This window comes from Dyadobacter jejuensis, assembly GCF_003149085.1.
Classification (GTDB): Bacteria; Bacteroidota; Bacteroidia; order Cytophagales; family Spirosomataceae; genus Dyadobacter; species Dyadobacter jejuensis.
This window is the reverse complement of record NZ_QGDT01000010.1, coordinates 97,421-117,270: the sequence shown is the minus strand read 5'-3', so window position 1 is coordinate 117,270 and position 19,850 is coordinate 97,421. Positions and strand designations below refer to the sequence as shown.

Below are 19,850 nucleotides of genomic sequence, written 5' to 3'. Positions count from 1 at the left end.
ACATGACTGACGCATCGATCCAAATTACCGTATTAATTCCACTTTACAACGAGGAAGAGTCGTTGCCTGAGCTTAGTGCATGGATAGAACGTGTTATGGCAGAGCATGGTTATTCGTATGAGGTTATCTTCGTAGATGATGGCAGTAAAGATCGCTCATGGGAGGTTATCTTAGGCCTCTCTGAGGCGAATGACCGCATCAAGGGTTTGAAATTTGTTCGGAATTATGGTAAAACAGCGGCGCTGCAAACCGGGTTCCAGGCCGCTATGGGCGACGTGATCATTACCATGGATGCCGATTTGCAAGATAGCCCCGACGAAATACCTGAACTGTATAGGATGGTTCAAGAAGACGGCCTTGACTTGGTGTCGGGCTGGAAAAAGAAACGCTTTGACCCCATATCCAAAACGCTGCCTACCAAGCTTTTTAATGCCGTTACCCGCAAAATATCGGGTGTGACCCTTCACGATTTTAATTGTGGCCTGAAGGCCTATCGACGCGAAGTGGTCCAGCATATAACCATTTATGGGGAGATGCACCGCTACATTCCCGTTATTGCCAAATGGAATGGCTTCGCCAAGATAGGGGAGAAAGTGGTCCAACATCGTCCTAGAAAGTACGGTACCACAAAATTTGGGCTCGAAAGATTTATTTTTGGCTTTTTGGATTTGCTTTCGATTGCCTTTGTTAATAAGTTTGGCAGACGTCCTATGCATTTGTTTGGAAGTTTGGGAACACTCATGTTTTTTCTTGGATCTGTTATAGCCTGTTGGTTAATAGGTTCCAAAATTTATAAAATATATGTGTCTCAGGAAGTGTACAGGAATGTAACAGAAAACCCCTTGTTCTTTCTAGCATTAGTGGCGATGATCGTGGGTACTCAGCTTTTTTTGGCCGGGTTTTTGGGGGAATTGTTTGTGAAGCAATCGGTGACCAAGGTCGATGACTACGTGGTTTCTCAAAGAGCAGGCTAGGAGAGCTCCAAATAATAGTATTGTAAACTTAAAATATTACTTATTCGTAAATTTAATGATCGCGAACGTACACAAAGCCCATCCCTGGCATGGAATACCACTGGGAGAAAATGCGCCAGAGTTGGTTACAGCATTTATAGAGATAGTGCCTACAGACACTGTAAAGTACGAGATTGACAAGGCTACGGGCTACCTGATGATAGATCGCCCTCAGAAATATTCGAACATTGTTCCGGCGCTTTATGGCTTCATTCCTAAGACTTATTGTGCCGAGAAGATAGCTGATTTGGCCAGGGAACGGTCAGGAAGAGAGGTTACCCAAGGGGATGAAGATCCATTGGATATTTTGGTGCTTTGTGAGAAGTTTATCTCTCACGGCGACATTATGTGTCAAGCCAAGCCTATCGGAGGGATACGCCTGCTGGATGGAGGAGAAGCCGACGATAAAATTATTGCCGTACTGAAGGGAGATGGAGTATATGGTGAGTTCAACGATTTGAGCGAACTTCCCGACGGGATAGTAGAGCGTCTGAAGCACTACTTCTTGACTTATAAAAACCTCCCAGGCGAAAAGGCCCATATTGAAATTACCAATGTGTATGGCCGTGAAGAAGCCCATGAGGTGATTCAGACTTCCGTAGAAGATTACAAGCATTCCTTTTACTGAATAGCTGATCAGTTAGATAACATTTAGTTAGAACAAAAGCCGTTCCTATTAGGGACGGCTTTTGTTTATCCTTATCTTTGTGCAAATTTTATTTATGGCCGATTTTCCTGCCCATTTCAAAGGCTGGGGCCGCTGTGCAGGCTGCCGTTGTGGCGATGGGGATAGGAGATCAATTGATACTTATGAGTAATATACAGGAAATAAAGAAGCGTCGCACCTTTGCGATCATTAGCCACCCCGATGCAGGGAAAACCACGCTTACGGAAAAACTCTTGCTCTTTGGAGGTGCTATACAAACGGCTGGAGCCGTGAAATCCAATAAAATAAAGAAAACCGCTACCTCCGACTTTATGGAAATAGAGAAACAAAGGGGGATATCGGTGGCGACTTCTGTGATGACTTTTGAGTATCGGGACCTTCTCATCAATATTTTGGATACGCCGGGTCACAAGGACTTTGCCGAAGATACCTATCGGACCCTAACGGCCGTCGATAGCGTAATATTGGTGATAGATTGTGTGAAAGGCGTAGAGGAACAAACGGAGCGCCTTATGGAAGTGTGCAGGATGAGGAATACGCCCGTTATTGTCTTTATCAATAAATTGGATCGGGAGGGACAGAACCCTTTCGAACTCTTAGATGAGCTTGAGACCAAGCTAGGGATCAGGGTGAGGCCACTTACCTGGCCTATCAATATGGGGGCATCTTTCAAAGGGGTTTATAGTCTATATGAGAAAATGCTGTACTTCTTTGCAGTGAATAAGACTAAGATTGAAAGGGACGTAGCCAAAATCAACCTCGAGGATGTTGAACTTCCTAGCTTGCTAGGCCAAAGGGATGCCGATCAAATCAGAGAGGATGTAGAGTTGGTAGAAGGGGTTTATGATCCTTTCTCTCAAGAGGCTTATCAGTCGGGGGAGTTGGCACCCGTTTTCTTTGGGAGTGCCATTAATAACTTTGGGATTAAGGAATTGCTAGATACTTTTTGTGATATTTCGCCCCTCCCTCAGCCTCGCCCTTCCGACACCCGGAAGGTGGATCCTATGGAGCCAAAATTTACAGGGTTCGTCTTTAAAATTCATGCGAACCTAGACCCCCGCCACCGCGATAGAATTGCTTTTCTGCGCATTTGTTCGGGGAAGTTTGAAAGAGGTAAGTTTTATAAACACATTCGTTTAGGCAAGGATATCCGATTTTCTAGCCCATTTAGCTTTATGGCTTCCGACAAAAAAGTCCTCGATGAAGGCTTTCCTGGCGATGTAGTGGGGCTGTACGACACCGGTAATTTTAAGATCGGAGATACCCTCACCGAAGGAGAAGTACTGCAGTTTTCAGGTATTCCGAGCTTCTCTCCAGAAATATTTAAGGAGATTGTCAATCTGGACCCTATGAAATCCAAACAATTGGAAAAAGGTATCCAGCAGCTTACCGACGAAGGGGTAGCCCAATTGTTTACCCTGGACCTTGGCAATAGAAAAATAGTGGGTACCGTGGGAGAGCTTCAGTTCGATGTAATTCAGTATCGACTACAGCACGAATATGGAGCCAAATGTAGATGGGTCAATATGAATATTTCCAGGGCTTGTTGGTTAACCAGTTCGGACAAAGCCATTCTAGACCAATTCGTACGCTTAAAGGGCAACCAAATTGCCTACGATAAGGATAGGAACCCAGTGTTTCTGGCCGAGTCGGATTGGATGATTCGTATGAACCAGGAAAACAACCCTGAAATCCAGTTTCATTTTACATCTGAATTTAAAACCGAACAACTCGTCTAAATTCTTTGAATTTATGGTGAATTTTGGTGGAGCATCTCGGCTAGAGGTGCTCCACTTCATTTTTAGAAGGGAAAATTTCAGGTGTAGAAAAAATTATAGTTGATGTGTAAAGGTATTTAAGACAAGTGGCTTAACTTGTGAGTTCAATCCTAGGGACCTATGAAACTCAACGATAAAAATATTTTGATACTGGGCTTGCCCCGTTTCGATTCGGAGCTGGAATCGACCAATTATACTTCGGCAAAAATATTGGCCCGAAATAACCGGGTGATCTATGTTGAAAACCCGCATACTCTCAGGGATTATTGGTCCGAAAGACATTCGTCCAAAATGAAGCGTAGGAAAGGGTATTTGTCCCTTTGGTCGACAGAGGTGATGCCCACAGATATTCCCAATTTGAGTATCGTTATACCACCTGTATTATTATCAATCAACTTTTTGCCCGAAGGGCTGCTGTATCGACTGGCGCTCTGGGTTAATGAGTTTCTGTTGGGTTGGAAGTTGAATAGAATCCTTAAAAAGCAGAATTTTGCCTCCTATTTTTATATCAACTCCTTTAACTTTCATTATCCTACCCTCACAAGGTATCTTAAACCGGTCCTGAAGGTATACCATTGTCTCGACCCCCTGATCGTCGCTTTTGATAGGCGTCATGGGCTACTTTCGGAGCGAGAGCTAATCGTGGGGAGTGACCTGGTAATTTGCAGCAGCCGGAGCCTATATGAAGAGAAAAGGCTGCTGAACCCCCATTGCACATTCATCCCCAACGCTGCCGATATAAGACATAGCATCCGAAGTCTCGATGACCGTATGCCGATTCACCCCCTGTATGCGTCCATCACAGGCCCTGTCGTGGGATACTTTGGCGCCATAGAAAGACGGATCGACTATCCCTTACTGGAGGCTACCGCTAAGCAGCTTCCCGACATAACCTTCCTGCTGGTGGGCCCTGTACAACAGGAATACGTTCCGGATTCCCTGGTCCAATGTCCCAATATCATTTTTTATGGCCCAGTGCCCTACAGCGAGCTCCCTTCCGTCCTCAAGGGCTTCGATGTGGCCATTATCCCTTTTAAGAAAGACGAAGTGAGTAGGACGATATTCCCCCTTAAATTGTTTGAATATTTGGGCGCTGGAAAGCCTGTGGTATGCACCGATTTTAACCTCGACCTAGCCGAATTCTCTATGGATACCGTGGCTTATTGTAGCACCGTGCCTACGTTCGTTGCTGCCATACGGAATGCCGCGTCGGACAAGTCGCCCGATTCGGTTAAAAAACGAATTGATGTGGCCCGAAATAATACCTGGGATAGGCGGGTAGACGAAATGTCCGCATCTATCTATGGCCGATGGGCCTCCTATACACCGGATCCCAGCGAGTCATCCTTAGAGCCTTCCCGCGATGGGGAACGGACGGGGTTGGGTTTGAAATAGTAATCGTAATTGAACTTAATATGCCTATAGAGATATCGACAATTTCTGATAAAATAATTGTTGCTTTCTCGTAAGATGTTTCGATGCATAGTGCTAGGCTCATGCATTGAGTTCCTTTGTTCAAATAACTGGGTATAGCCTTTATAATATAAGGCCTTACCCTGGTTTTTGAGGAAAGACATCATCATTCCGTATTCGGTATTATCGCCTTTTATTCCTTCTCTGTACGAGCCGAATTTCTTGAGAAAATTGCTCCGTCTTAGGTGGGGATGGTCGCTGTAGACGTAGAATTTGCGGAAACCAGGTTTCCAAATGTTAAACTTCATTTCATAATACCCATCCCGAATAGGTGTGAGGTAAGGGTATTCGAAATAAGCATAAAACCTAACCATGTCAATATCCGGCCTGGCATGAAGCAGCTGTAGGGCTACTTGGAATTTTGATGGAAAAAGGGGAGTAGGCACGAAGTCCTCCTGGACGTACAGGGTAAGTTCCGTTTTTATCGCATTCTGACCCTTGTTGATATTATGTCCCAGCCCCTTATTGACAGGAGCTTTCACCAGAAGGAACCCATATTGGTGGCTCAATTCCTCAAGCTTTTGCAAATGCTGTGGTTGGCTGCCGTCGTCCGAAACCACAATTTGCTCGAAACTGCAGGATAGCCCTATCAGGGACTCCAGCAGATTTTGTAACGAATGGCTGCGGTTGTAATGGGTGATCAGCAAGGATACATCCTTAAAAAAATAAGTGCTAGGGGTCATGTGGAGGGTCAGGGTCGTGTAAGAACTAATTGTATCGTGTTTTTTAGCCAGCGAAAAACAAGATACATCTGCCGGATAAGCAATATAATCGGATTTTTTCCGGTGCGCCAATTGGACTTTTGAATCATGCTCGGCTCGGAACTGGTATTGATTTGATCGAATAAGGTAGTGTATTCCTTGAAAAACAACCCGCGCCCTTTCTTTTTTAGAAAGCGTAGCGCCATTTGAAATTCCGTTTCGTTGGGCCCAATATCGGTAGCGTATGGCCCAAATTTGCTCGGAAAACTAGTTCGTCTCAGGTGTGGGTGATCGCTATACATATAAAACTTGATATGATCCGGATTCCAATAAGAAAACACCATTTCCTCAAACCCTTGGCCATAGTGCTTTAATTGGGGGTAGGCAAAGTAGGCGTAAAATCGGATAATATCTAAACTAGAATCTTCTTGCATCATGCGTACCGCCTCTTTATAGTGCTCGGGAAAGCCATCCTTAGGTACAAAGTCTTCCTGGACATATAAGGTATATGGGGTGCTGACGGCCCGTTGGCCCTTGTTAATATTATCACCGAGCCCCATGTTAATAGGGGTGGTGATGAGCCTAAAATCATATTGGGACTGAAGTGTATGTAATTCCTTAAGTTGTTGATCCCCGCTCGCATCGTCCGAAACAATAACCTCCCCAAACTGGCATCCTAGTTGGATGAAGGCGTCGAGGAGCCGCTTTAACGACTGGCTACGGTTGTAATGCGTGATGAGTAAAGTCGTTTCGGGGAAATAAAAGCTCATAAAAAATTACATTCAAATTACGATATGCTATATCAGTTCAACACGCATGGATCCGTTTTTTTGTAAAAATATTGATCCTCTATGGATTTTTCATAAATGATGTAGAAATAATTTATATCTATTCTCCAAAATTCGAGAGGGGTTTGCCTGGTAGTATAGTATAATCATGAGTCACAGAATATTGGGCCTAGGAACGTCATTCCTTCTATAAAAGATATAATTATAATTAGATGGTTGCTGTCAAATATCGAACCCTTGTATCGACCACATAAATTTAAATGAAGTTTTTTTTATTATTGGAAATAATTCTACTTCTTGCCATGAATTATGACTGAACTAAGTCAGTGATAGATAGAAATTGTAGTTGGTATATAAATGATCAAGGTTTCAGTCATAACCGTAAATTTTAATCAACCCTCAGTAACCGAGGCCTTGCTTTCATCCTTGATAGAGGTCAACGACTATCAAGAACTTGAGGTAATAGTGGTTGATAATGGTAGTGAGGTGAATAAGACCCGCGAATGGGCGGTCCAATACCCAACCGTAAAGTTCATTCGCTCCGAAGATAATTTGGGCTTCGCTGGGGGGAATAACCTGGGGATAAAGGCCGCGCTAGGCGACTTTCTACTTTTTATTAATAACGATACAGAAGTAACGGCCCACCTGATAGCCGGAATGGTTGGCTATATGGAAGAAAGACCCAAGGTGGGGATGCTGTCGCCAAAGATCCATTATTTCGATGAGCCCGGAATTATTCAATATGCTGGGTATACCGCCATGAACTTCGTTACGGCTAGGAACCGTTGCGTGGGCCAGTTTGAAGAGGACAAGGGTCAATACGACGAACTGGTAGGAGAGACAGGCTATATCCATGGTGCTGCGATGATGGTGCGTAGGCAAGCCATAGAAATGGCGGGCCCTATGCCCGAAAACTACTTTTTATATTATGAGGAGTTCGACTGGGTGGAGGCTATAAAACGAGCAGGTTTTGAGATTCATGTCAACAACAACCTCTTGATTCACCATAAAGAATCGGTGTCGGTAGGACGAAATTCTCCATTGAAAACCTATTTCATGAATAGGAACCGTATATTATTCGTACGTCGCAATGCTACCTGGTATCAATATCTCTTATTTTGTTTTTATTTTATGGGGTTGGTTATGCCCCGAAATATCATCGAATACATCAGGAAAGGGCAATATAGCTATATCAAAATATTGATAAGGGCCATGTCCTGGCACCTTTTCAATGCTCCTAATAGTGAATATTTAGGATTTACTCAACGCAAATAAGATGGAAATTTTTTTTTGGATTAGTCTTGGCCTCGTTTTTTATACGTTTCTAGGCTACGGCATGGTACTCTACCTATTGTTGCACCTCCTGCGTATTTTTAGAAAGTCAGGACGTAGCCTCTCGGCTCCTGTGGAGTTGCCCACCCTTACATTGGTAGTAGCCGCCTATAATGAGGCGGATATTATAGCGGAGAAAGTCCGAAATACCTGTAGTCTGCAGTACCCGGCAGAAAAGTTACGTGTCGTCTTTATGACGGATGGGTCTACAGATGGGACGCCAGAGCTGATAAGTCAAATGAGCCAGCGGGACCTTTTGGGTATCGAGGTCATGCATGAGGACGCTCGCCGGGGTAAGATTCACGCTATTCATAGGGCCATGGAGGCTATTGAGAGCGAGGTGGTGGTATTTACAGATGCCAATACCTTCCTCAATGAGGAGGCCTTGCTGACCCTGGCGAGGCATTATGCCGACCCATCGGTAGGCGCAGTATCGGGCGAAAAAAGAGTGCAAGCACCCGACCAGGCCGACGCTACTGCTGGAGAGGGGCTTTACTGGAAATACGAATCGACGCTAAAGAGATGGGATTCCGAATTGTTTACGGTTGTGGGAGCGGCTGGTGAACTCTTCAGCATCCGGACCGCCTTATATCAACCAGTCCCTTCTAACGCCATTCTCGACGATTTTATGATATCGATGCAAATTGCTCAAAAGGGCTACCGCATCATCTATGAGCCAGAAGCCTATGCGGTAGAATGGGGCTCAGAAAATATACACGAAGAGCTAAAAAGAAAAATAAGGATTGCGGCAGGGGGTATTCAGTCCATTATTTGGTTAAAAGCACTGCTCAATCCATTTAAATACCCTCTTTTGTCGTTTCAGTATATTAGCCATCGGGTATTGCGCTGGACGCTTACTCCACTGCTGCTTCCCGTTATATTACTGCTAAATATCCTTATTGTAGCGCAACCTCATGCTGCACCTATTTATAACCTCGCACTGTTGGCCCAAGGGGTGTTCTACGGGCTTGCCCTGTTGGGCTGGGTCATGGAGAATCGTAAAGTAAGGTTAAAAGCCCTATTTGTGCCCTACTATTTCTGTATGATGAACGTGGCCGTGCTGGCGGGTATCTACCGATTCGCCAAGGGAAAGCAGAGTGCTATTTGGGAGAAATCGGTACGTAAGTCGTAAATATGATGCCTAAACCCCAGGTTCTATGGCCGATAGCCTTTTGCCTTCGGCAATAAGGACCGGAATTAGGTGATCCAACTCCTCATCGATCTCCTGGTATAGCTCCATTAAAGCGGCCACCCCATTCTTATTCTTGATTCGCTGTTCTAACTCCTCCACTTTGGGTCTGAGCCAAGTCATACCGGCCATGGGGAAAGATGGTTTTAATCCATGGACGATACTGGCGGCTTCGATGAGGTTGTGGTCTGTTAGAACCGGCTTTAAGTCTTGCCAGCGGGTATAAGAATCGGTTACAAACGCGTCAAAAATTAAGGCAATTATAGCATGGTCATCTCCATATACTTGGCGTAGGTGCGCCGTGTCTAAACTGTTGTCAATATTTAGCCCCATTTTTCATTTGATGAATAAAAAATTATAATAAACACGACAAACATACAGAAAAACTTTGTGACAAGTATAGAATTAAATTAAAGAAAATGGATAAACTATAAGGACGTGCTGTCAGCAGGTTCTGCATTTTTATCCTTCTTTCTAAAATATCTTCTAAATAGAAAATTAGAACGCAAAGCGGTCATATTCTCATCCAATTTGTCGGTACTGGACTCCAAGTTTTGGATGGTTTTCTGCAGGTTTTCTGCCGTTTTCTTATCGTGCATCAAAACACCCAGCGTACTAGTCCTATCGTTTTTAATGCTTTCGGTCGTTTCTTTAAGGTTGTCGACCATCGAACTTGCCCCAGCGACTGTCTGGTTGAGATTGGTAATGGCCGAGCGCACATCCTTCATGACCAAGGTGTCGGTGACCAGGTCATGAGCTAGCCCGCCTTTTTTGTTGAGCTGTTGCGAGAAGGTGGCCAATGAGGCAGTGAGGGACTGGGCGTTTAGAGCGGCTTGGTTTAGGCTGGCCATGGTATTGTCCAGTTTATTGTACAGACGCTCATCGTTGAGCAATAACCCCGCCGTTCCTTTCCCTTCGAGGATGTTCTTGCTGATAGTCTTAAATGCAGAGGTGATCCCCAGTAAGTTCTTATTATTTTCGGAGAGGACACTGATCATCTCCTCGGTCGATTCTATTTTTTCAACATGGATCTCATCCCCATCTTCAATATGTGCTACCTTGGTGGTCCCACCATAGATGACGATAATCTTGTTGCCAATAAGCCCGTCGGTAGTCACTTTAGCATTGGCGTTTTTTCGCACAAATTCTTTAGATTTTTCCTCTATATTGAGCAACACCTCCACTTGGGAGTTATCCAGAAAGCGAATAGATTTGACAGTTCCTATCTTTACCCCCGAGTACCATATATTATTCCCCGACTTGAGCCCGCTCACATCGTCAAAAATGGTTTTTACGGTAATGGTGGAGCCAAAAAGCTTTTTCATATTCCCGATAGTCAAAACCCCCGAGATAAACACCAGCACGCCAATGATGATGAATAGTCCAACTTTTATTGATCTTTTTTCCTTGGTTTCCATTATTGAATAAAATTGTAGTCAAAAAAACTTTTAATCCGCTCTTCGGAGGTATCAAAGACCTCCTCGAAGCTTCCTTGCCTTACAAAGCTGCCATCCAAAAGCATGGCTATCCTATCACCAGTCACTTTGGCGCAGGTAAGATCATGGGTAATGATAATGGAAGTAGTTTTGTATTTTTCCTTTACCTCATTGATCAGCTCATTGATCTCCAGGCAGGTGATAGGGTCGAGGCCAGCGGTCGGTTCGTCATAAAGCATTATCTCGGGCCTGAGGATGAGCGTCCGGGCAATTCCGATTCGTTTGCGTTGACCACCCGATAGTTCCGAAGGTACCTGATTGATCGTCTGCAGTAGGCCCACGGCATCCAATACCGTTTCTACCTCCTTATCTATCTGTCCACGGGTAAGGTTCGCAATATTACGAACCAGGGGAAACTCAAGGTTTTCCCTTACCGTCATACTGTCATAGAGGGCACTATTTTGGAATGAAAAGCCAATTTTTAGCCTTAAGTCCCTGAGTTCTTTTTCTGTTAATGTGGCCACTTCTTTTCCCAAAACTTGGGCGGTGCCTCTGTCTTGGGTGAGTAGTCCCACCAGGATTTTGATAAGTACCGATTTGCCCGTACCGGAGCGGCCGAGTACCACTACGTTTTCGCCTCTGAATACATCCAGACTAGCCCCCCTAAGGACATCCAGATCGCCAAAGGACTTGTATAGGTCTTTGATGTGAATAATAGGCTCTTGATTGGTCTCTTTCATAGTCTATACCCGGAAGTAATTAGAAATTTGAACAATAATAACTTCCTCAATAAAAATTAGGAACATAGAAATTACCACCGACGAATTGGCGGCTCTACCGACTCCTTCGGTGCCTTTTTTGGCATTATATCCTTGGTAACACCCTACAATACCTATGGTGAATCCATAGGCTATTCCCTTCACCAGGGAGGTGCCTATATCCAAGAAGGTAATCTGCTCAAATGCTTTTTGGATAAAGGTCTGTAAACTGGTACCCTCATTGAGGGCTACATTGAGGTAGGCACCCATCAGGCCGACCATTCCGCAATAGGACATCAATACGGGGATGGTGATAGTGGCTGCAACTACCCGCGTAACGACCAGATATTTAAAAGGATTGATCGCCGACACTTCCATGGCGTCTATTTGTTCGGTAACTCGCATGGAGCCCAGTTCTGCTCCAATACTGGAACCCACTTTACCGGCACTGATGAGTGCGGTTACTAGTGCTGCCAGTGCCCTTATCACCGCTATCGAGACCAACGACGGGAGCCAGGAAGTCGCCCCAAATTCGGCTAAGGACGGCCGCGACTGCTTGGTAAATACCATCCCCGTTATAAAGCCGGTAAGGCTTATTAGTACGAGCGACTTGTTGCCAATGGCATAGCATTGTTTGATAATCTCTTGAACTTCCATGCGGCCTTTAAATGCTTCACGGAAAAACTTGCCCATAAACGTAAATCCATTATAAACGGATAGGAATGCAAAATCAAGATTTTTAGTGAATACAGGTTTTCTTCCTGTCGGCGTAGTCATAGGATCGTTTCGTTCTTTAATGGTGGTTTGCAACTTTTTACACGCATATGGGTCCTTCGTATAGGGGTTGTAAGAGTGCTCTTAACAAAATATGATACTTTCAGGTTCAATCTAAGCGGTTGCAAGTTAAGGTTAACCAAACTAACGGTTACCTTACGCTCGTTCCAATACTTTGGAGTACTTCATGCATCCTTATTTTCCATATACTCTTAGGAGTCGCAGATTGGTTGTGAAATAAATTAAAAAAACCGTACCATGCCGATATGTCCTTATCGAATACCTTAACGGGGCGTTCATCCAAGCGCTTGGTGCGTGTAAGAACCTAGGATCGAATTCTGCTGCAGCAACTGCGGAGTTTCAGTCGATCGGCTAATGATGCGAAGGGCGCCCGCCAAGGCCAGAGAGTTCGAATGGATTAGAATCTTAAATAAAAATTTTCTTTTGGCTGTTCTTTCCTAAAGAATACCAACCCGATCCAAAAAAGGTCGACGGTGAGGGTAACTTGAGGATGTTGTTTTATTTCTTCCCAAGCCTTTTTCATTTCCTCCGACCAATAGATATCATCCATTATAAAAACACTGTCGTTATGGATATAAGGCAGGCAGGCTTTAAAATATCGGATGGTAGGTTCATATCGGTGGTTGGCGTCGAAATAACCGAAATCGATGCGGTCTACGGTTTTTAGCCTCTCAGGAAGGGTAAGGTCAATATTTCCCAACACAATTTCTATATTCTGGATTTGGGCATTTTCGAAATTCCTTTTGGCTATGGCTGCCGTAGCCGGACAGCCTTCGAAGGTCATTACTTGGCCTTGGGGGGTGGACTTGGCCAAATACAGCGTCGTAATCCCCAAGGAGGTGCCTAGTTCCAACACCCGGGTTGGTTGAAAATACTGAATTAATCGATAGAATAGCTTTCCGAACTTTTCAGGTTTTTCCGCATTTTTGGCTATGGACTTAATGCTACGTTTGTTGGATTTATCAACCCTTGAGCCGGCCCCAAGATCCAAAATCTCGATGGTTTCTTCGTCCTTGAGCATGGCCTTCCTAAAGGTCTTGATGAGGTCGTAGTCGGGATGTTCGTCCCCTTTTACGGCGATAACCCTTGTGTATAATTCGAACAAAAATGGAGAGTGAATGGCATGCTCGTTACCAGACTTTAACAAAAATTTTAAATAAGAAGTTATCAAGAGTATTTATATTGTTGAAAGATGTGGACTTAGTTTAGTCGGTAGGGGACTATTAGAGAGAAAGCGGGCACGGAAACATTGAATTTTTTTCCATCCAGAATCCTTTCCATTAGATAGGTACCCGACATCTTACCTATATCGGTCTTTAAATTGCAGCCAGAGACATATTCGTGGCGGTCGCCGGGTTCGAGTATAGGTTGTAGCCCTACTACGCCTTCACCTTCTACCTCCCGGATCCCCCTGTTTGCATCCAAAATAACCCAGTAACGTCTTAATAGCTTAACAGTATGCTCGCTACCGTTTTCGATGACGATCTTATAGGTGAATACGTAATGATTCTGATCTGGACTGGAATAATCTGGCTGATATTCTGTTTGAACGGTAACTTTAACACCATCCGTAATTTGAGAAACCATAAGAATCAGGGTAAGGGTGTGATATTTTATCCAATTCCTTGGACGATATATTGTTTATTAGTAACGAAATTAGTGTGCAAGACCTGTATAAAACAAGGCAAAATTGATTTTATTTGATGCTTACCAAATTTACAAAACAAATGCCAGAAGTAAAGATAATGGATTCATGGAAAAGTCGCCTCGGGACGGAATTCGCAAAGCCTTATTTTGTGGAACTTACAGAAAGGGTACGGCAGGCCTATAGCACTCAGGTGGTTTTCCCTCCGGGTCCACAAATATTTAATGCCTTTAATCAATGTAGTTTTGAGGATTGCAAGGTCGTTATTTTGGGGCAAGACCCTTACCATGGGCCAGGGCAAGCGAATGGGTTGAGTTTTTCAGTCAATTCCAGTATGCGGATCCCCCCTTCGTTACGGAATATATTTAAAGAAATAGAACAAGATCTGGGCATAAGTACTTTGCCTCAGGGCGATTTGGAAAGGTGGGCAAAACAAGGGGTTTTATTGCTCAATGCCACACTTACCGTGCCTGCCGCTACCCCAGGAGGGCATCAAAAATGGGGGTGGGAGAGGTTTACCGATGCTGTAATAGACCTGATCGCTCAAGAAAAGGAACATGTCGTATTTATGTTATGGGGAAGTTTTGCCCAGAAGAAGGCCTCTTTTATAGAACCAAAGCAGCATTTGATTCTTCGCTCTACGCATCCTTCTCCCATGTCGGCCAATCGGGGTGGGTGGTTTGGATCGGGTCATTTTAGCAGGGCCAATGCCTACTTACGATCCCATGGACTGGAGGAGATAGACTGGAAGTAACAAAAAAAGAGCTGGGAAACCCAACTCTTTTTCCAATTTTCACTCCTATTAATTTCTTATTTTTTTTCGATATTCGAGTTTAACTCCAATACTTCAGACCATTTATCGTGGTTGCGGTCTATGAATTCCTTTCTAGAGGCGTGCTGTACATATTCGTCAGCACTTTCTACCGTTCTGAAAGTCAAGTAATGGACCACGTCATAAGACTTACCAGCTTCTGAGGCTTGGACTTTACCCGCCGAATAAGCTACTACATCCTTGATCTTGTTTTTCATAGTAGCAAACTCGCTAAAATGCTGTTCCAAATCCTGAGCGGTAACACCTGGTTTAAATTTAATGCAGACCACCCTTTGAATCTCAGCCGATTTATGTGGTACATAGGCGCCATGGATGATTAGCATGAAACAGCCTAGGGCAAATACGGGTACGAGGTACCCCAATGTTTTCTTAATATATTGATTCATTATAAAGCTTGTGTCGTTGTTTTTAATAGTATGCTGCAAAGGTAAAACAATAACTCATAAATAGTACTTTGCTGATAAAATATATAACTTATATGGATTTTTGTGTTTTTTTCAAAATTTTTAAGAAGTGCCTTCTGGCCTTGAAAAATTATATATGGTTTTATTTCATCGAATTTAGCTGTAAATTTAGACTAAAGGCCACTCATTATATGGGGTTGATAACCAGTATTTTGCATTTTTGGCCAAAATGGGTTTCATAATGCTTGACAACGCCTAAAAAAGTCGCGTTTTCTACAAAAACAGGCTTTTTTATAGATAAAATAACGACGGAATTTTCTTTTGGAGCAATGCCCTAAAAACGGTGTGTTTTCTGAAAAAAAAATGAAAAAAAATAGCCTTTTTTTCGCAGGAATGCTGCTTTTATGCATTGAAAGCACCCCGAGTACGGAAGTAACCTGGGGCTTCTGGGCACATAAACGCATCAATTATCTGGCAGTATTCCGACTTCCGGCCGAAATGCAGGGTTTCTACAAGGCCAAAATTGATTACATTACCGAGCAAGCCGTAGCGCCAGACCGGCGTCGATATGCTGTAGTAGGAGAGGCGGAGAAACATTATATCGACCTTGACGTATATCAGATTGATAGCCTAGACCTGGAAGTTCGAATTTGGAATAATGCAGTAAAAAGGTTTGGTGCCGACAGCCTAAAAAAGCATGGTATAGCACCATGGAATATCGAGAAGGCTTCCTTTGCTTTGACGCAAGCATTCAAGGCGAAGGATGTATCAAAAATACTACGACTTTCGGCTGATATGGGGCATTATATTGCCGATTTACATGTTCCTCTCCATACCTCCGAAAACTATAACGGACAGCTGACGAATCAGGTGGGCATCCATGGCCTATGGGAATCTAGGTTACCCGAACTTTTTGCCGACGAATATGATCTGTGGATAGGGCCTGTACGCTACCTTACTTCCATCTCCCGTGCCGTTTGGAGCACCGCCTTGGCTTCACATCATGCCTGTGACAGTGTGTTTTTAATGGAACACCTAGCTACCGAACGAATAGCCGTCGATAAAAAATTTACTTATGAATTACGGAATAATGTGCTCACACGTACCTATTCGGTTGGGTTTGCTAAGGAGTATCAGGGGTTGTTGGCGGGTCAGGTGGAGCGTCGAATGCGTAAAGCCATTCAGATGGTGGGCGATACCTGGTATACCTGCTGGGTGAATGCCGGACAACCTGACCTAAATGTGCTCCTAAGCATAAGGACACAAAAAATAGAAGAGGACTCTTCCCGTTATGAGAAGAGCCCTCCGCTGGTTATTCGCCCCGAACCCTAAATAGGGAAAGGGGTGCTAAGCTTTGAAAACCAATTGCTTCATGTAAACTGCGTCGTTAGCAATACATTCCATAACTGGTGATGGATAGTTCTCTTGCTCAACGATAAATTGGCTGATCCCGCTTTCCGAGGCCACTTTGAGTAGGCTGGGGTAGTCGGACAACCCTAGGCCTAAGTCGGTTGAGGCTACTTCTGGTTCTCTTACAAAATCTTTAATATGGCAGAGCTCGTATCGGCCTGCATATTTTTTGAGATGTGCCGCTGCATCTACCTCTGGCACCTGTATCCACATAAGGTCTAGTTCAAAAACCACCAGGGATGGGTCGGTGTTATCCAACATGATTTCTTGAGAAATCAGTCCGTCTATCGGTTTGAAAGAATAATCGTGGTTGTGATAGCCAAACTTGACGCCCGCCTTTTTACATATTTCACCTCTCTTGTTAAACTCGTCGCAGCGTTTCTTCCATTCATCCACAGATTTTTGAGGGCCGATGTACGGTTGTAATACGTAAGATAGACCCGCTTCGGCGGCCTGAGCAGCCGTTTTTTCAAGATCTTTAGTCGTATCGGCATGGGTCGACACGATGGTCATGCCCAATTCTTCAACATAGGCTTTGAAGGCTGTGGGCGACATTCCCCAGAAGATCCCCTGATCGCCCTGGTAGCTTTCAATTTTTTTGTACCCTAGGTCTGCAATCTGCTTTAAAACTCCTTTGGGGTCGGCACCGATGACGTCGCGCACACTGTATAGTTGCAGGCCAAAGTCGGGGATCGATGGGACCAGTTCATTGCCAGCGGACAGTGCAGTAGAGTCCGATCCCTCTCCGCTTCCTTCCTTAGTTCCGCAACCCGATAGGGACCATACCAAGGAGCAGGCAGCAGCATAACTAGCCGATTTTAAGAAAAATCTACGATTTAAGGTCATAACTTTTATACTTGTTTTATTGTATTAGTTGTTTTTACAGCCGCTCTTGGACTTAAACTTTTTCAATTTCAGCAAAAATACGATAAAAGCTATTTTTTTTAGTTCAATACGAGGGAATTCCTGACCAAGAGGCCTAATTTAACCTTAATGACGGAATGGGGGGGATTATTTGGACGGTGCCTGACGAAGGATTCGTGCCGTCACAATGAGCTGGCCTACATGTCTTTGGGCATGCTCGGCAGCATGAAAAAGCAGCCCTAGCTGGGTAGAAGGAATCATAGCCCTGCCTACATAGCGGAGCTCTGTAAGGCTATCGGGGTCTATTTCTTTAAGTTGCTCAAAAGCTATCCCTACTTGGCGACGGTAATCGGCCAGTAGCTCTTGGTAGGTGCAAGTGCTCGAGGGTGGTTGGCCTTCACTTAAAAGATAATTCAATTGACTTTCGGAGAGCGACTCTCCCCGTGCATAGGTAAATAGCCTGTCGAGTATTCCGCGCAAGTGTTGCAGGTGAAAGCCCACCGAGGCCAAGCCTGCCGGTTTTTCCCATAATAGTTGCTTGGGGAAATCAATCCCTATCTGGGCGAGTTCCTCCTCTGTTTGTAGCAGGGCATGAGCCACCGGCTGTAGTAGGGCTTCAATACCGGAGATGGGGCCTCTTAGCCAGACCTCTTTTAGTTTAGTTGAATTCATAGCTAAATATACAAAAAAGAGGAGCAATTTTACAAGCTCCTCTTTTTGTATGTATTTTTTTAACTAACAAGTATAGTTAAAAAGAGATAGTCGATTATTGTTTGGCTATATCGATCTGAACCGGTTTCCCTTTGATCGTATTGCCATCCATCGCCCGGAGTACCGTGCGTGCGTCGCGTTCAGGAACATCTACGAAAGTGAATTTATCATAAATGTCTATGGCTCCAATGGTTTTCCCCGGGATATTTGACTCTCCAGCAATGGCTCCTACGATATCTTTTGGTAAGATATGGTCTTTGCGTCCTAGGCTAAGGAATAAGCGTGTCATTCCGGCTTCTGGAGCAGCTCCTTTTTTAGAGTCACCGAAGCTTCTTCTTTCGAAGCGGTCACCACCACCACGACGGTCACCGCCTCTGTCGAAACGGCTGCCTCCACGGCCTCTGTCGTAGCGATCAGAAGATTCTCTTCTATCGCCTCCTCTTCTCTCTTCCCATGCCAAATTACCGTCGGAATACTCGTTTTTCTGAACTCCCATTATTTGCTTGGCCATGGCACCGACGATTTGTTCGATAGCGTATCCGCTGTGTTGGAGCATTTCCAATACATCCTGATACATATCGGTTTCGCCGTTTTCGATAGTAGCCGTGATGCTTTCTACAAAGCGAGCCTTGCGTACGCCCACGATATCTTCGAAGGAAGGTATTACCCCTTTTTCAATTTTTACTTTAGTATAATTTTCGATTTGGCGCAGACGGAACTTTTCATCTCTAGCTACCAATGAAAAAGCCTTACCCGACATACCGGCACGGCCCGTACGACCAATACGGTGTACGTAATATTCTTCGTCCAAAGGAATGTCGTAGTTGATTACGCCATCCAGACCACTCACGTCAATACCCCTTGCGGCTACATCGGTGGCTACAAGGATGGTAGTAACTCCGGCCTTGAACTTGCTCATTACGTTGCTGCGTTGCTGCTGACGTAAATCGCCGTGAATCCCTTCAGAAGCGTAACCGCGTAATTGAAGTTCTTCTACTATTTCATCTACTTTTCTTTTGGTATTACAGAATACCAACAAAGATTTTAGGTGATACATGTCAATAAGACGGGTCATCACTTCCAGCTTGGCTTGAGGCTTCACTTCGTAGCATACCTGTTCGATATTCTGATTGGTGAGCTCATTCCTAACCACCTTGATCAAGATGGGATCGTTAAGGAATCGCTTGGTGATCGACATGATAGGCTTCGACATAGTGGCCGAGAAAAGGATAGTCTGGCGCTCCTCGGGCATTTCTGCCAAGATGCTTTCGATATCCTCCCTGAAGCCCATGTCTAACATTTCATCGGCTTCGTCAAGAACCATCATCTTAACTTCGTCGAATTTTAAGGTACGACGTTCCATATGGTCCATTACCCGGCCAGGGGTACCTACTACAATATGTACGCCTTTCTTGAGGGATCTGATTTGGCGATCGATGGAGTCTCCACCATATATGGCTTCTATTTTTATTCCTCTATGGAACTTGCCCAAGCGGCCCAATTCCTGAGACACTTGTACGGCCAATTCTCGGGTAGGACATAATACCAAGGCCTGTACGGCATTTTGGCTTGTGTCGATTCTTTCTAATACGGGGATACCAAAGGCGGCGGTCTTTCCGGTTCCGGTTTGAGCCTGACCTATTACGTCAGAGCCACCCATTACGGCAGGGATACCTTGGGCTTGAATAGGAGATGGTTTCTCAAAACCCATTTCAGTTAAGGCCTTCAGGGTGTTTTCTGAGAGGCTAAGCTCCGAGAAAGATTCAATAATTTCAGTTGTCATTCTATTGTTGTTATTATAATATTCAAAAGTAAATACAGCAGCATACCAACCCCATTCCCGAATCGAAAAACGGGTAATAGAGAATATTTTTAGCACACTTGCTTGTTAGCTCACCTAGTAGCAGCCAATAAGTCGGCATTAACTCCTTGATGTTCACTAAAACTGTAAATTAAATAGGGATTGTGCAAAGCCCACCACAAACAATCCGTGGGGCTCTGCGTGTTGGAGGCGGTAGGCCAACCGGACATATGGAATGGGTTGGGCGGCCAAT

The 19,850-nt window shown here is 44.4% G+C and carries 20 protein-coding genes; 8 read left to right on the top strand and 12 right to left on the bottom strand.

Annotated features, from left to right (window positions below; genetic code table 11):
- The first annotated feature begins 2 nt into the window (after nt 1-2).
- The 4 genes from CLV98_RS17235 to CLV98_RS17220 all read left to right on the top strand — a co-directional run bounded on the left by CLV98_RS17235 (nt 3) and on the right by CLV98_RS17220 (nt 4,853).
- Nucleotides 3-974 carry a glycosyltransferase family 2 protein gene (locus CLV98_RS17235; protein ID WP_109676187.1) on the top strand — a complete coding sequence of 324 codons (972 nt, stop codon included), beginning with the start codon at nt 3-5 and terminating at the stop codon, nt 972-974.
- A 55-nt stretch (nt 975-1,029) separates the two neighbouring features.
- Nucleotides 1,030-1,641: an inorganic pyrophosphatase gene (locus CLV98_RS17230; protein WP_374755195.1), complete on the top strand. Its 612-nt coding sequence runs from the start codon at nt 1,030-1,032 to the stop codon at nt 1,639-1,641.
- Nucleotides 1,642-1,823: 182 nt separating this feature from the next.
- On the top strand, nt 1,824-3,419 hold the full coding sequence (locus CLV98_RS17225) for a peptide chain release factor 3 (protein WP_109676349.1): 1,596 nt from the start codon (nt 1,824-1,826) through the stop codon (nt 3,417-3,419).
- Nucleotides 3,420-3,578: 159 nt separating this feature from the next.
- Nucleotides 3,579-4,853 (top strand): glycosyltransferase, encoded by a 1,275-nt coding sequence (locus tag CLV98_RS17220; protein ID WP_109676185.1) that lies wholly within the window; start codon nt 3,579-3,581, stop codon nt 4,851-4,853.
- On the opposite strand, the gene CLV98_RS17215 is transcribed toward CLV98_RS17220, so the two are convergent.
- Both CLV98_RS17215 and CLV98_RS17210 read right to left on the bottom strand, forming a co-directional pair.
- Entirely contained in the window at nt 4,778-5,614 is an 837-nt protein-coding gene (locus CLV98_RS17215) for a glycosyltransferase family 2 protein (RefSeq protein ID WP_109676182.1), read from the bottom strand. The two genes, CLV98_RS17220 and CLV98_RS17215, sit on opposite strands and share 76 nt — an antisense overlap.
- Nucleotides 5,615-5,622: 8 nt before the next feature.
- Entirely contained in the window at nt 5,623-6,402 is a 780-nt protein-coding gene (locus tag CLV98_RS17210) for a glycosyltransferase (RefSeq protein ID WP_109676180.1), read from the bottom strand.
- Between the two features lie 375 nt (nt 6,403-6,777).
- Here CLV98_RS17210 and CLV98_RS17205 point away from each other — a divergent pair, with 375 nt between their 5' ends.
- Both CLV98_RS17205 and CLV98_RS17200 read left to right on the top strand, forming a co-directional pair.
- On the top strand, nt 6,778-7,695 hold the full coding sequence (locus CLV98_RS17205) for a glycosyltransferase family 2 protein (protein ID WP_109676178.1): 918 nt from the start codon (nt 6,778-6,780) through the stop codon (nt 7,693-7,695).
- 1 nt (nt 7,696) lies between these two features.
- Nucleotides 7,697-8,884: a glycosyltransferase family 2 protein gene (locus CLV98_RS17200; protein WP_109676176.1), complete on the top strand. Its 1,188-nt coding sequence runs from the start codon at nt 7,697-7,699 to the stop codon at nt 8,882-8,884.
- 9 nt (nt 8,885-8,893) lie between these two features.
- Here the strand turns inward: CLV98_RS17200 and CLV98_RS17195 are convergent, their stop codons facing one another.
- From CLV98_RS17195 to apaG, 6 genes are all read right to left on the bottom strand, one after another.
- Nucleotides 8,894-9,274, bottom strand: coding sequence for an Hpt domain-containing protein (locus tag CLV98_RS17195; protein ID WP_109676174.1), 381 nt, complete (start codon nt 9,272-9,274; stop codon nt 8,894-8,896).
- 95 nt (nt 9,275-9,369) lie between these two features.
- Nucleotides 9,370-10,266 carry an MlaD family protein gene (locus CLV98_RS17190; RefSeq protein ID WP_229203433.1) on the bottom strand — a complete coding sequence of 299 codons (897 nt, stop codon included), beginning with the start codon at nt 10,264-10,266 and terminating at the stop codon, nt 9,370-9,372.
- A 92-nt stretch (nt 10,267-10,358) separates the two neighbouring features.
- On the bottom strand, nt 10,359-11,117 hold the full coding sequence (locus CLV98_RS17185) for an ABC transporter ATP-binding protein (protein ID WP_109676170.1): 759 nt from the start codon (nt 11,115-11,117) through the stop codon (nt 10,359-10,361).
- Between the two features lie 3 nt (nt 11,118-11,120).
- Nucleotides 11,121-11,912, bottom strand: a complete 792-nt coding sequence (locus tag CLV98_RS17180; protein WP_109676347.1) for an MlaE family ABC transporter permease — start codon at nt 11,910-11,912, stop codon at nt 11,121-11,123.
- Between the two features lie 415 nt (nt 11,913-12,327).
- Nucleotides 12,328-13,077, bottom strand: coding sequence for an O-methyltransferase (locus CLV98_RS17175; RefSeq protein WP_310588733.1), 750 nt, complete (start codon nt 13,075-13,077; stop codon nt 12,328-12,330).
- Between the two features lie 53 nt (nt 13,078-13,130).
- Entirely contained in the window at nt 13,131-13,517 is a 387-nt protein-coding gene (apaG, locus tag CLV98_RS17170; RefSeq protein ID WP_109676166.1) for a Co2+/Mg2+ efflux facilitator ApaG/CorD, read from the bottom strand.
- Between the two features lie 158 nt (nt 13,518-13,675).
- Between apaG and ung the strand changes: the two genes are divergently transcribed.
- Entirely contained in the window at nt 13,676-14,329 is a 654-nt protein-coding gene (ung, locus tag CLV98_RS17165; protein ID WP_229203432.1) for a uracil-DNA glycosylase, read from the top strand.
- 56 nt (nt 14,330-14,385) lie between these two features.
- Here ung and CLV98_RS17160 read toward each other — a convergent pair whose 3' ends face one another.
- Nucleotides 14,386-14,793, bottom strand: a complete 408-nt coding sequence (locus tag CLV98_RS17160) for a Dabb family protein (RefSeq protein WP_229203431.1) — start codon at nt 14,791-14,793, stop codon at nt 14,386-14,388.
- 381 nt (nt 14,794-15,174) lie between these two features.
- On the opposite strand from CLV98_RS17160, the gene CLV98_RS17155 reads away from it, so the two are divergent.
- Entirely contained in the window at nt 15,175-16,143 is a 969-nt protein-coding gene (locus CLV98_RS17155) for a zinc dependent phospholipase C family protein (RefSeq protein WP_229203430.1), read from the top strand.
- Between the two features lie 15 nt (nt 16,144-16,158).
- On the opposite strand, the gene CLV98_RS17150 is transcribed toward CLV98_RS17155, so the two are convergent.
- The 3 genes from CLV98_RS17150 to CLV98_RS17140 all read right to left on the bottom strand — a co-directional run bounded on the left by CLV98_RS17150 (nt 16,159) and on the right by CLV98_RS17140 (nt 19,579).
- Nucleotides 16,159-17,067, bottom strand: coding sequence for a sugar phosphate isomerase/epimerase family protein (locus tag CLV98_RS17150; protein WP_109676164.1), 909 nt, complete (start codon nt 17,065-17,067; stop codon nt 16,159-16,161).
- Nucleotides 17,068-17,232: 165 nt separating this feature from the next.
- The gene (locus CLV98_RS17145) at nt 17,233-17,757 is read right to left on the bottom strand and encodes a DinB family protein (protein WP_109676162.1); all 525 of its coding nucleotides are present in this window, start codon (nt 17,755-17,757) and stop codon (nt 17,233-17,235) included.
- Nucleotides 17,758-17,851: 94 nt separating this feature from the next.
- Nucleotides 17,852-19,579, bottom strand: a complete 1,728-nt coding sequence (locus CLV98_RS17140; RefSeq protein WP_109676160.1) for a DEAD/DEAH box helicase — start codon at nt 19,577-19,579, stop codon at nt 17,852-17,854.
- Nucleotides 19,580-19,850: the final 271 nt, after the last annotated feature.